Annotated in this window: 9 protein-coding genes; all 9 read right to left on the bottom strand. The window is 28.5% G+C overall.

Going from position 1 to position 14,584, the window contains the following annotated elements:
- Positions 1 to 60 precede the first annotated feature (60 nt).
- Complete coding sequence (locus tag GOQ27_RS10725) at positions 61 to 852, bottom strand: ABC transporter ATP-binding protein (RefSeq protein WP_203366864.1); 792 nt, start codon at positions 850 to 852, stop codon at positions 61 to 63.
- 19 nt (positions 853 to 871) lie between these two features.
- Positions 872 to 2,947, bottom strand: a complete 2,076-nt coding sequence (locus GOQ27_RS10720; RefSeq protein WP_203366863.1) for an iron ABC transporter permease — start codon at positions 2,945 to 2,947, stop codon at positions 872 to 874.
- Positions 2,944 to 3,927: an ABC transporter substrate-binding protein gene (locus GOQ27_RS10715; RefSeq protein WP_203366862.1), complete on the bottom strand. Its 984-nt coding sequence runs from the start codon at positions 3,925 to 3,927 to the stop codon at positions 2,944 to 2,946. The genes GOQ27_RS10720 and GOQ27_RS10715 overlap by 4 nt, the downstream gene beginning before the upstream one ends.
- Before the next feature lie 140 nt (positions 3,928 to 4,067).
- Positions 4,068 to 6,170 (bottom strand): sensor histidine kinase, encoded by a 2,103-nt coding sequence (locus GOQ27_RS10710; protein ID WP_203366861.1) that lies wholly within the window; start codon positions 6,168 to 6,170, stop codon positions 4,068 to 4,070.
- Positions 6,171 to 6,192: 22 nt separating this feature from the next.
- Positions 6,193 to 8,538: a putative bifunctional diguanylate cyclase/phosphodiesterase gene (locus GOQ27_RS10705; RefSeq protein ID WP_203366860.1), complete on the bottom strand. Its 2,346-nt coding sequence runs from the start codon at positions 8,536 to 8,538 to the stop codon at positions 6,193 to 6,195.
- 695 nt (positions 8,539 to 9,233) lie between these two features.
- Positions 9,234 to 10,475 (bottom strand): ABC transporter permease, encoded by a 1,242-nt coding sequence (locus GOQ27_RS10700; RefSeq protein ID WP_203366859.1) that lies wholly within the window; start codon positions 10,473 to 10,475, stop codon positions 9,234 to 9,236.
- Positions 10,475 to 11,389, bottom strand: coding sequence for an ABC transporter ATP-binding protein (locus GOQ27_RS10695; protein WP_203366858.1), 915 nt, complete (start codon positions 11,387 to 11,389; stop codon positions 10,475 to 10,477). The genes GOQ27_RS10700 and GOQ27_RS10695 overlap by 1 nt, the downstream gene beginning before the upstream one ends.
- A gap of 79 nt (positions 11,390 to 11,468) precedes the next feature.
- Positions 11,469 to 13,034: a MutS-related protein gene (locus tag GOQ27_RS10690; RefSeq protein ID WP_203366857.1), complete on the bottom strand. Its 1,566-nt coding sequence runs from the start codon at positions 13,032 to 13,034 to the stop codon at positions 11,469 to 11,471.
- Between the two features lie 142 nt (positions 13,035 to 13,176).
- On the bottom strand, positions 13,177 to 14,583 hold the full coding sequence (locus GOQ27_RS10685; protein ID WP_203366856.1) for a HAMP domain-containing sensor histidine kinase: 1,407 nt from the start codon (positions 14,581 to 14,583) through the stop codon (positions 13,177 to 13,179).
- Position 14,584: the final 1 nt, after the last annotated feature.

Below are 14,584 nucleotides of genomic sequence, written 5' to 3'. Positions count from 1 at the left end.
TTCCTAGAATCCTGTCAAGTAAAGATTTTTGACTAGACTCTTTAATTTAAGTTTTAATTTCTATATAGCAATTCCACCGCTATAGGGAATACACATTGGTGTATCATATAATGGATCTTTCATTATTTCACATTCCATTCCAAAGACTTCTTTTACTAATTCTTTATTTATTATTTTCTTTGGACTTCCTTGGTTGTATATCTTTCCGTCTTTCACAGCTATTATATGGTCAGCATATCTACAGGTTAAATTCAAATCATGAAGTACAATTACTATAGTTCTTTTTTGCTTTCTATTAAGTTTATATAGTAAGTCTAATATCTCTATTTGATGAGTCATATCTAAATAAGTAGTAGGCTCATCCAATAGAATCATATCAGTTCCTTGAGCTAATACCATAGCTATCCATGCCCTTTGTCTTTGACCTCCAGATAGAGAGTCTACTGGTCTATCTGCAAGTTCTTCGATTTGTGTATCTTTTAGGGCTTGTTTCACCATTCTATTATCTTCATCATTAAATTTATGCATCCAGTTTTGATAAGGATATCGTCCTTGCTTTACTAATTCTTCTACTGTTATCCCTTCCGGGGTTATAGGTCCTTGGGGTAATATAGATAGCCTTTTAGCAATCTTTTTAGTTGGCCACTTTGTTATTTTAGTACCATCTAGTACTATATTACCCTCTCTTGGTTTCATCAATCTAGCAAAGGATCTAAGTAAAGTAGATTTACCACATCCATTACTCCCAATAAATATACTTATTTCCCCTTCAGGGATATCTAAATCTATACTATTGATTACTTTTTTGCTTCCATAACTTAATGTAAGATCTTTTGCTTTTAAGCCGCTCATAATTAGCCTCCTTTTAAAATCATCTTATCTTTTTTGAATTTCTCATAAGCCAAATAAAGTAAGGAGCTCCTAATATGGCAACAATTAATCCAGATGGTATCTCCTTAGGAATAAATATTGTTCTTCCGATAAGATCAGCAAAAACTAGTAACATACCTCCTAATAAAGATGTCAACACTACTAACTTTCGATGATTTGAATTAGTTAACATTCTAGCTCCATGGGGTGCCAGTAAACCTACAAAACCAACAGTTCCTACTATAGATACTGCAGAAGCTGCTAAAGATACTCCAATTAAAGAAATAAATAACCTAGTTTTTTTCACTTGTATACCTAAACTACTAGCCATATCATCTCCTAAAGCTAAGGTATCTAGTTGAGGTGCTATGATCCAAGCAATAGGTATTAAAATTAGTGGCCATGCTATAAGATTTCCTAATTCAGCCCAGCCTTTAGCATAGGTACTTCCAGCTAACCATGTTAATGCAACTGTAACTCCCAATTTAGCCGTACTTACTAATATCTGAATCCCAGCAGAACAAAAAGCAGATACCGCTATTCCTATTAAAGCTAACATGGAGGGTTTAAAATTAGATCTCCAGGCTATTAAATATATAATACTAGAAGCGATCAATGCCCCTGAAAAAGCTGCTAAAGGCAATAATTCTATTGGTTGATCTGGCCAAAAAAGTAAAAATATAAGAGCTCCTAATCCAGCTCCAGGACTTACCCCTAATATAGACGGGTCCCCTAGAGGATTTCTTAAAACTCCTTGAAGTAATAGTCCACTTACAGCTAATGCTCCTCCTGCTAATAAAGCTACTATTATCCTTGGTAATCTGACATTTAATATAATATTTTTGGAAAAATCATTTCCATTTCCTATTAATACTTTTATAACTTCAACTATTTTAATATTTGAAGCTCCCATTGATAATCCAAATAGTACAAATATAATTATTAATCCTATCAGTGCAATTAGTATTTTATAATAGCTATAATCAAATAAATTTGTTCCTACACTAGTTTTAGAGGAATTATTTGTTTGATTTTGTTTTTTCCCTATTCTATAAGCTAACCAAATGAGCCAGGGTGCCCCTATCATAGCAGTAAAGGAACCTACCGGAAGCTCTCCTGCCTTCCCAAATAACCCCCTTGCTAGAACATCTGCACCTAATAATATGATTCCTCCCCATAGAAATGAAGCAGATAATAGAATTCTATGCTTTTTAAATCCCATTAGTTTTATTAAATGGGGAGCAATTATGCCTACAAAACCTATTGGTCCTATTACACTTACAGTTATAGCAGAAAGAAATACTGCTAAAGCTAATCCAGTAAATCTTATCAGTAAAACCTTTTGTCCTAATGAAGTGGCAATATCATCTCCTAATTCTAATAAGTCAAACTTATGACTCATTATTATAGAAATAGCCAGGGCTAACATTATCCATCCAAAAGAAAATTGTATTCCGTTCCAATCATTTTGGATAAGTGTTCCTGATCCCCACAAAAATAATCCTGCTGTTTCATTTTCAAAAAATAATTGCAATGTTCCTGTAATTGAAGCTAATACTAATGAAATAGCTGTTCCTGCAAGGGTCATCTGAATAGGAGTAGATCTTGGGCCTCCTGAGATTAAATATACCCCTATAGCTGCTAGTACTCCTCCGACTAATGAAGGCACTAATGAATATCCCGCAAAAATACTGGGAGAGAAAACAGCTACAACTATAACCATCAAATAAGAACCTGCATTTATTCCTAATGTAGTAGCGGAAGATAGAGGATTTCTAGTAAGACTTTGTAAAAGGGCACCAGAGGTAGCTAGTGCCCCGCCACCAATGATGCCTATCACTGATCTTGGAAGTCTCATTTGTCTTACAAGATGATGTTCTAAAATATCCTTAGGAAAAAATATAGCCTCATATATTACTGAGAAACTTAAATCTACTCTTCCTTGGGATACGTGAAGTATTAAAAGAGATATTAATATTAATATTCCTCCTCCATATATAAAGAGAAGTTTAATACTCTGAGGAAATTCCTTCCCTAGGATATTATAAATATTTTTATATCTCCTTTTTTCTATCATTTAATAAGAACCTCTAAAACTTTATCCACTACTACCTCTGCGGATAATGGCCCACCAAATACCCAAGTGTCTCCACCTAATGAATATGTTCTATCTTCTTCAACAAAACTTAGTTTATTCCATACTGGATTGTCTTTTAATTGATTATCAAACACATTATCATCCTCTTGTACAATATAGATGAAATTAGCATCTTGAACTGGAATTAAATCTTCTACTGTTGCTGTAGCAAAACCATATAGTTCAAAATTATCAGTCTCAAAGCTATTATTTAATCCTAATCTAGAGAATATTTCTACTGCCATTGAATTATCTGTAAATAATCTAATAGTTGGTACATCTTGAGAGCTATAAGCTTGGGATAATACATAGTCTTTTGTTTCTAAGTCTGATTCTTCTATTTCTTTTTTAGCTTCTTCATATTTTTTATCTAACTGCTCTAACACCTCTTTAGCTTCTTCTTCTTTCTCTACTACTTCTGCGATTTTATTAAATGTATCTTCCATCTCTTCATATTGAGTATATTCTCCTTCTTCTGGATAAGGATTAAATGCTAAAGTTGGAGCAATATCGTTTAATTTATCATATATAGCTTCATGTCTAAATCCTGCTGTAATTATCAAATCTGGATTTAAACTTGCAATAGTTTCTAGATTAGGTTCTTGTCTAGTTCCTACATCTACTACATCATCATCTAAATTTACATCTACATTAACCCAATTATTATATCCTTCTATATCAGCAACACCTGAAGGCTGGATACCTAAAGCTAAAAGATCTTCAGCATATACCCATTCTAAAACTACAATATTCTTTGGAGTTTCTTCAATATCAGTTGTTCCTAATTGATGTTCAATAGTTTTAATATCTTTACTGCCCTCTTCCTTAGGTTCAGGTGTATCTTGACTTTCATTACTACACCCTACAAATACTAACATTATAAGTACTAATATAGCTAAAACTTTAAAATTATTTTTCAAATTACTTCCTCCTTTGTATATATGATAATGATAGTTATTATCAATTATAGATTATATAAGAGGTCTTCTTTTTTGTCAATTGTAATTTTATATTACAAAAACCACCCAATAATAATTGGATGGCCTTTAAAGCTTTTTTATCAATAGTATATATCAGAAAACTCTATATTCATTTTTTCTACTAAATTATTATCTTCTGAATGATAGCTATTGTCTTCTATTGTAATTTTATCATTCTTAATAGGTATTTTAATAAAAAAAGTAGTGCCTACTCCTACTTCACTGTCTACTGTGATTTTTCCTTCATGCATTTCAACAAAGGACTTTACTAAGGATAATCCGATACCGCTACCTTCACTTCTTCTATTTAAAAGGGCATCTACCTGTCTAAAACGATCAAAGATAATATTTATCTTATCCTTCGATATTCCAATTCCTGTATCTTTAACTTTTAATATAAGGTTATCTAAATCCTTTTCAATATCAATAAATATACTTCCACAAGGATCGGTGAATTTGATGGAATTAGATATTAAGTTTAATAGTATTCTCTCTATTTTATCCACATCACAATCCATTACAATTTCTTCAACCTGGGTATCAAATATAATATCTAAACCATTACTTTTAGCAAAGTCAGCAACAGATAGTACAATATTCTCCACTACGTTCACAATGTCATAGGATCGGGGATTAAATTGCATATAATTTGCATCTACTCTAGAAATATCAACTAGATTATTTACTAATTTTAATAAGCGATATGAGTTTTGTTTAATAATCTTTATATGCTGAGGATTTAACTTCTTTACTTCTTCAAAGTTATATTTTTCTAATAGCTGAGCTACTCCCAGTATTAAATTAATTGGAGTCTTAAATTCATGGGAAAGATTACAGAAAAATTCTGTTTTAATCTCATCGTTTTCAATAGTCTCTTTAAGCAATCTTTCATTTTCTTTTAAGAGCTTTCTAAGAGTCCTGCCTGTTTCTTTCATCTCGGTTATATCTCTTGCAATTATATATACTCCTGTAACCTTCTCATCAATTATTATAGGGACTGTTTGTATATCTAAAATCACCTTTTGTCCCTTTTTATGAAAGGCAATAGATTCAAACATTCTTGAATTACCTTTTATTGTATCACTAAATTCTCTTACAACTTTTTCAAGCTCCTCCTGAGGCACAAATTCAGTAAAGTATCTTCCAATAAGTTCTTCCGCTGTATAGCCTGTCATTTCTTTAACTCTTGTATTAACCATTATAATATTACCTTGTAGATCTAAGGAAAAAACAAAGTCCACATTATAATCATATAAACTCTTATAAAATTGTTCATTCTGTTCTAACTTATATTCTAATTTCTTCAAATGAGTAATATCTTGTCCAATATTAAAATGGTGTTTTTTACCATTTATCGTGATAGGAAATTTATTAAAAATCAACGTCTTCAATTCTCCATTAATACAAAATTTCTTTTCCATATAAGTATTTATACTATTTTCTATAAAATTAATTTTTTGACTATTCATAAGAGAATCAGGATAAAAATCCCATATCTTCTTTCCAACAATATCCTTTTCTTTTACTTCCAAAAAATCTAGTGCAGCTTTATTAAAATCAATAAAACCTCCTTCTATATCTGTTAATATTATAGGATTAATTGAATTTTTAAATAGCTTTTCATAGTATGTATTTTTATTTTCTAATGATTTGAATTTATCTTCTTTGTCTAAAGCACTACCTAATATATCTCTTAATTTTCCCAATAAATACAAGTCAATAATATTCCATCTTTTCTGCTTATTTTCATAATCAAAACCTATAAATCCAATTGTTGTGTTATTATTTTTTATAGGAAATATAAGGGTAGATTTTACCTTGTTTTTCTTTAATAGTAAACTATCTTGATAAGCTTCTGTAGGTAGTTTTTTAATGTTATTAATTTTTAGTTTTTCATGCTTAGTAATCTGGCTTATAACCCAGGAAATTGATGAAGTTTTTATAATTTTAAATATATTAATTTGAGATTCTATATCATCATTACACCATTCATAGCAATTATTCACATAATTTCTATCTTCATTGAAGAGAAAAATATATATTCTACTAGCCTTTTTAAATTTTCCTATATCTTCAAGAGCAGAATTAATTGATTTATTTAAATCACTTATACCTATAAATTTATTTGATATATTTAGTATCAACTCTAAGAATTTTTTTAACTCTTTATATTTATTAAACATATATACCTCCCCATATAAAACTTTAAGCTAGAACTTTCTTAATTAAATATTTTTCTTCAATAATCTTAGGAGGCATGGGTTTATCAATAACATATCCTTGAACCATATCACATTCTAAATATTTTAAAATCTCCACCTGTTTCTCCAATTCTACTCCTTCAGCTATCAGTTTTAAGTCTAAGTTTCTAGCAATAGTGATGATTCCTTTTAAAATTGATAGGTCATAGGTATTATTTAATAGTCCATCTATAAATTCTTTATCAATCTTAATTACATCAACAGGTAACTTTTTAAGATAGGCCAAGGATGAATAGCTTGTACCAAAATCATCTATTGAAATAGTAATACCCATTTTTTTAATATCCTGTAATTTTTCAATATTATAATTACCATTTATATATACATCTTCAGTTATCTCTAACTCTAAGTACTTAGGATCTATATCTATATCATTGATAATATTAGATATAACATTTATAAAATCATCCTGAAATATCTGTTTTGGAGATATATTAACCGCTACTTTTACAAACCACCCTTTCTCATGCCATTCTTTTATTTGCATACATGCTTGGGTTAAGACCCAAGTCCCAATAGGCATGATCAGTCCTGTCTCTTCTGCAAGAGTAATAAATTCTTTTGGTGGAATATATCCTTTCATAGGATGTTTCCATCTTATTAAAGCTTCAACTGAAGTAATTTTATTTGTTCTTAGATCAAATTGAGGTTGATAGTGTAATAGGAATTGTTTTTCTTCTAAGGCTTTCAATATATCTTTTTGTAAGTTAACCTTTTCCATAAGATTATCATTCATATTATCCTCATATATACAAAAAGCTCTTTTACCTCTTTTTTTTGCTTCATACATCGCTACATTAGCTGTTTTAAATAATATACTTTCCTCTACTCCATGGAGAGGATATACAGATACTCCAATACTTAAAGTTAATTGAATTTTATGCCCATCAATAAAAATAGGCTTATATATTATTTTTTGTAATTTTCCTATTAAATTTTCAATTGATTTCATTTTTGTAAAGTTAGTAGACAGTAAAATAAATTCATCTCCACTAATTCTAAAAATCTGACAATTCTTGTTTCTCTCTATAACACTCTTAAATCTATTAGATACTTTTCTTAAGAGTTTATCTCCTCCTGCATGTCCTAATAAGTCATTCGTATATTTAAAATTATCTAGATTAATAAAAAATACTCCTACTAGCTCACCTTTCCTTTTTGCTTCTACTAAAGCCTTATTAATTTCATTTGTTAAAGCTCTACGATTAGGTATCCCTGTTAAGCTATCATGATAGTCAATATACTCTAACTTAGAGTTTTTATCAACAAGTTCCTCTGTTCTTCGAAGTACTTTTTCTTCTAAATTATATTGTTTTTTTTCTAAATCTTTAATTAATTTATTTCTTTCTACCTCAATTATAATTTGACGAATTACCATTAAAATTATAACTATTCCGCCACCTATCATAATAGGAAAATCATTAGGCCATTTTATAATGCCTATTATTATTATAGTTAATATACTTATGTATGGTATCATAATAGAATATAAATTGAATATCCTTTTCACCTTTGTTAATTTATACTCCACTTCTTTATGTTCCTGTTTATATAGACTTGATAATCCTGCTAAAATTATGCTTGTCCCCCATATCAAATCCATAAATACAGGGAGATAATATCCTAAGATATCAGTATAATAATACAGAAAATTTGTTATTATGTGTACAGTTACACTAATTATACCTAAAATAAATCCTTTGTTTATTTTTACCAATTTTCCAGTGAATAACAAAGTGGTAAGAGTATGTATACCAGATATCTGTATAGCAGTAAATATAAGTGGTAGTAATAGTTGTTGTTCTAGTTCAAAGGAAACAACAGATTTATCCAGTATATAAATCCAACCAATAGTAACTATAACTGTACATACAATTAGATTATCAGTAAATAACTGTAGAATATAATTATTATTTTTATGTTTGCGAATTAATCTAATAAATACTATAGTATATAATAAAATATCTAATATAAAAATATAATGAGAAATTAATAATGTAAAGGGATTATTATTTTCATAATTAAAATCATAATTAATAATATTAAAAGATATACCACAAGCATATAAAAATGTTCCAATACCCATTATCAACCAAAAACTTTTCATATTACCATTTACTTTTTTATAGCCTCTAAAAATGAAAAAACATGCTATTATAGGGGCAACAATAAATAAAGACTTCCGAATGGTATTAATTAGATCTATATTATATTTTGCAATCCAAAATAAAAATACATATAGAAAAACAAAAATGGATGTAGCTAAAATACCGGTTCTTACTTTTTGCATTTATTCTTCACACCTTTAAGTATATTTTATAAATTTATCTGTCCATTCTTTATTAGTCAATATAGATAGTATAATTAAAATATTATAATTTAAGTATAAGTTTAAAGTCTATATTATATTATTCGAAGAGAGTGAACTGAATTTTAAAGGCTTGTTATGCACTTAGTTATTTTGTTTTGATTTAAAGTTCTTATCATATTTAAAATACCCTCACGAAAAGAAATTATATCATATCCTTAATGCAGAAAAATGTTTTAATTTGTAGAAAAGCCAAAGTATTTTAAATATTTCATTGATACTTATATTGTATATTAAAACTCACGTTTAATTAATGTTTTTTACCATTAATATAACTATTTTATGTTCCTTAGACAGTAGTCATATTTTTATTATGTATAATCATAAAAAAATAAAAGAAGCTTTTCAGCTTCTTTTATTTTATATTGTGTATTAGTATTTTCCGTATCCACCATAAGAATTAGTGAATAATACAACTAGTAATAAAAAGAAGAATAACAATTCACTGTTATCTCCAAATCCTCCAAGTAAACCTCTACGTCCAGACATTAATACTCCTCCTTCTAATCTCATAATATAGCTTAATAAATATAAGCTTAATAATAATATATGAATTAGAAGTTTAAGTGTTCCTAAATGGTTTTATATTATTGATTATATTCCTTCATATTAAGTTATTAATTTTTTAATAACTTAATAGCATCTTTTAGTTTAACTCTATTACCATACATTAAAGTTCCCATTCTATATATCATTGCTGCGAATATCCCTACTAATATAGTAGATATCAATAAGATACCAAGAGATATAATTATCTCTAGTGTAGATACACTTCCCATTGATATTCTTACGAACATGGACATAAAGGAACTAAAGGGAATAAAAGAAGCAATTTTTAACAATATTCCTTCTGTATTTTGCATTCCCATCATGGATACAAAGAAAACTCCAATAAATAGTAATGTTATAGGGGTAGCACTAGAACTTACATCTTCTGTTCTTGAAACTAAAGCCCCTAAAGCTCCATATATAAATGCATAGAACAGATAACCTAATATACCAAAGGCAGCAAAATTGAGTATTACCTCTGAAGGTATATCAAAAACAAAATCAAGCTTATTATTCCATGCCTCAGCATTTAGTCTATACGTTACAGTTGCAGTAAGCAGAATAAGCCCAAATTGTATAACTCCTGCCAGTGCTCCTCCTAGAACTTTACCAAATATTAGATTTCTAGTTTTAGTGCTAGTAACTAAAACCTCCATAGTTCTATTACTTTTTTCACTGGCAACGGATGTGGCTATCAACTGACCATAAAGTATAATCATAAAATATAATCCAAATACCAATATATAAGTATAAAGATAATTACTCACACTATCTTTTCCTAACACTTTTGTTTCAGATTGAACATTAGGATATATTAAATCCTCCACTTGACTGTACTCTATTCCTCTTTCATTTAATTCACTTACTCTAAAGGTTTTCTTCAATGCCTCTTCAAAGGGCATTTGACTCATATCAGACATTTCATTATTTTTTACTACGTATTTATATTCAGTAGGACCTTCTACTATATATCCTGCTTCAAATTCTCCTGAATTAATCTTTTCCTCAAGAGTCTCTATACTATCTACCTCGTTTAATTGACCAATAAAAAAGTTTTCTTTTAATATTTCTACATTAGTAATACTGTTATTTTTATTAACGTATCCATATACATTATTACTTTGCTCTTGTTGCTGTTCACTTGAATTACCTTCTCCTTTTTCATCTGAGGCAAAGAATGTATCTCTAATGGTAGGTATAGATAATCCAATTATTAAAGCCAAACAAATTATTACAGTAGAGATTATAAATGCTTTCTTTTTTAAGAATCCCATTAGTTCAAATTTAAATACAGTAAAAAAATCTCTCATTATTTCTCACCTACCTTTTCAACAAATATATCTTCTAATTTTGGTTCATAGGTAGAGAACTGATCAATATCTATGTCCTTTTCTACTATAGATCTTAAAAAATCATTTTTTGAGTTATTTCCTAATAATTCAATAATCAAAAAGTCTTTTCGCATTTCTATAACTCTCGCTATTTGACTTAAGTCTTTTTGAATAATACTTTTTAGATCATCTAAGGACAATTCATCTGAACTTATGGTTAATCTATTTTTACCATATTCCTTTTTTATATCCTTTAGATTTCCAGTAAGAACTATATTTCCTTTATTTATTAACGCTATCTCTTCACAAAATTCCTCTACATATCCCATTTGATGACTGGAGAATATAAGTAGTTTATTTTCTTTGATCATTTCATTGATTATATCCTTTAATATTTGTGAATTTACAGGATCTAGTCCACTAAAGGGTTCATCCAATATAACAATATCAGGATTAGTTAAAAATGTTTCTGCTAATTGTACCTTTTGTTGATTTCCTTTAGATAAAGTCTCTAATTTTTTATCTTTATATTCCTCAACACCTAATCTATTTAACCAGTAAAGAGCATTTTCTTTACTATTTTTGCTAGATAATCCTCTAAGTTGACCAAGATAAATTAACTGCTCTAATACTTTTTTCTTAGGATATAACCCTCTTTCTTCTGGTAAATATCCTATATGATGATTTTGTCTTATGAATTTATTACCGTCTAGAAGAACCTCTCCTTTATTAGCTTCAAATAAATTCATGATAATTCTTATAGTAGTAGTTTTTCCAGCTCCATTTCTACCTAATAACCCCAAAGCTCTACCACTTTCTACAGAAAATGATATTCCATGCAACACTTCAGTGTTAGTAAAGCTTTTATATAAATTTTTTACTTCTAGTTTCATGTAAGTCTCCTTCCCCTTCAAATATTTGACAATTAATTAACAAAACCTTTTAAACTACTCTATTCGATAAAATTTCTCTTTATCCTTCATTTTCTAATAACCTTTTATCAATTCTATGTAATAAATCCTCGGGATAATTGATATATTTAAGTATTTTTACAGCATTCCTAGTGGGAGATACACCCTTTCTTAGCTTATAGTCAAAAACCATTCCTGCATCTGTCATATTCTCCATGAAATAATATCTTATATAACCACTTATTAAAGGAATCAAATTTAAATCATGGGTTGCAACTATGGTAAATGCCCCATTTTCTTCTAAATAATTTAATATCTCTGCTGCAGCATTTATCCTTTCTACCGGATTAGTTCCTTTAAAAATTTCATCAATCAGAGCCAATGTAGTTACTTCCTCACCTCTAGTATTTATCATTTTTAATATAGCTTCTGCCTCAGCAAAATAATAGCTTTTTCCCTCGCCTATATTATCCTGTAGGCTAATTGAGCTCACTATCTTATAAAAGCTAGATTTATATTCATTTGCCAACACAGTATATATAGTTTGAGCCAGTAAAGCATTTACTCCAATAGTTCTTAAAAAAGTAGATTTACCACTCATATTAGATCCTGTTAGAATCATTCCTCCTTCTTCAAAGGATATAGAGTTAGCTACTGGATTTTCTAGTAAAGGGTGGATTAATCCCTCGGTTTCTAATACTTTTTTATCCTTTATAAATATAGGTTCACTATAATAACTTAAGTTTTCTCTATATAATGAAATAGAAATATATGCATCTATCTCCCCTATTAAATTGTATAATTTTATAATATCTTCTTTATATTTATTCACATCATCAACTATTGAGTAATAGTTTCTTTCTTTTACTAGGAATAAGATATTAATATAATCTGCGATAACATCTAGCCCTTCTACTTTTGAAATAATTCCTGATTTTCTTCCTATCATTTTTATTTTATTATAGATTGTTTTTAGCTCAAAATGATAATTAGGCAATTCATTATGAATGATTGAAAGCAAACTTCCACTAATTTTTATCATATTCCCTGTATATTGTATTGCCTCGATTTTATCTCCAATTTTCCTTCCTGCTGCATAGTGTAAGAACATATTCATACCACTTATTACGACTAATGTAGCTATTAGAACATCTCTATAGCCAGGTATAATAAAGATTAGTGCTATATTTACTACTGATATTAAAGCAAATAAATTATATATTACTTTTAAAATAAAATCAGAATGTAATCTTTCTTTTAATACAAATATAACGTCATCATCAGTTCTATCTAGTTTAATTAATTCTTCATGAATTTTTGTTCTAAGCTCTTTATTTTTATTAAAGATAGCTATAATCTTTCCTCGTTCTTCTAATAATTTTTTATCTATTAAGGGAGTTCTCAATATTTTATATAATGTCTGTTCTCCTGGGGTAGTCAGGGTTCTATCTAATTGAGAATATACTTTATCTATATTAAGATCATCCCAGGTACTATCATCTATGTAATTATCCTTTTCTTTATATTTATCAAATAAAGACCTTATAAGCTTAAATTTTCTTTTCCTATTGATATCATAGATAACCTTCTTTTTATTGAAAAAAATACTCTTTATATTTTCTATCATGTCTTACCTACTTTCTTTAATGCTTCACTTATCTGATGCATTTTAAATAATTATTCTTCTAAATATATTTCTATAAAGAGATAATAATACCCTTCTATTTTTTTGCATACTTCCTAATAAATAAACAATACTAAAGCTAGTCTTATTTAAAATGAATTCTAATCATTGTACCCTTTTCTAGTTTACTTATTACTTCTATATTACCCCCTTGGTGCTCAATAATTTCTTTTGCTATTGCCATTCCTAGACCTGACCCTTTATGAGCCTCCCCTGTATTAGTTCCTCTATAATATCTATCAAAAAGTTTATCTAAATCTTCCTTGTATATTCCCTTTCCATTATCCTCTATCTCAATAATTATATCTTTTTCTTCCTTTATTCTTACTTGAATATTAGTGTCCTCTGGGTTGTGAATTAAAGCATTATATATGAGATTGGTAAAGGCCCTTTGAAGAAGTAGATAATCCCCTTTAAATATAATCTCTTCCTTTATTGGTTGGTAGTCTATATGTCTATTCTCATACTGAGGATTATTCAATATACTTATAATAGTTTCTCGAAGAATATGGACTAAGTTTTCTTCCTTCTCTTTTATATTAGTATTATCTTTATTAAGTTCATAGGTAAGTTTTAAATCCTCTACTAGATTACTTATATAGTTGGATTTATCTTTTATCACCTGAGCATACTTTTTAGCTTCCTCTTTTGATATATCATAATCCGTATCTAATAATACTTCTGAATAACCTCTAATAGAAGATAATGGAGTCTTGATATCATGGGTTATATTAGTAATCCATTCTTCCCTCATTTTTTCAGTTTTTTCTCTTTCTATTTCATTTCTACCTAAAGTTATAGATAAAGTATTTAAACTATCATAAACTTCATTATATACTCCTTTAGACTTATACTTTTCATCAAATTTACCTCTAGATAAATTTTGAATTCCTTCTATAATACCTAATATAGGTTTAGTTAAAAAAGAACTAAATATATATCCTATTATCAGAGCAATTATACTAATAACTATTAAAGAAGTAAAAAACATCTTGAAAATATCTGATATTATGGTTTCAGGAGTATATATAAATTGAACTTTTGAAATCTTTTCGCTAGGATATCCCATTATATAACTTAACTCTTTACCTTCTCTATTAATTATTCCTACAAATATAGTATAGCCTCCTACTGACCCAGGATATTTATGGTAAAATATTAATTTGCCTGGGGTATAATGGGCAGGGGCTTCCTCAGGTTTAAATCTACTATATATCTCAGTACCATTCTCATCTAAAATCTGTATCCAATTATCATGCTTTTTTAAATCTTCTATTTGACTTTCTTGTATGAATATATCTCCATTTTCATATTCTATATTTTCTCCAAATTCTAAAGTAAAATCAGGGCCTCGTCTCTCAGAGGCTATGTTCGAAGAATTCATATTATAGTTGTTTATACGAAAAAGATTAATTATTAGAAATGCAAACAAAGAGATAGTTATTGTAACTATTATCGCAATTAGAAACCTCCCAGTTATTTTCCACTTCATA

Origin of the sequence: Anaeromonas frigoriresistens, from assembly GCF_016820655.1 — a bacterium.
GTDB classification, from domain to species: domain Bacteria; phylum Bacillota; class Clostridia; order Tissierellales; family SIT17; genus Anaeromonas; species Anaeromonas frigoriresistens.
Note: the sequence above shows the minus strand (reverse complement) of the source record. Positions and strands in the feature narration are given on the sequence as shown.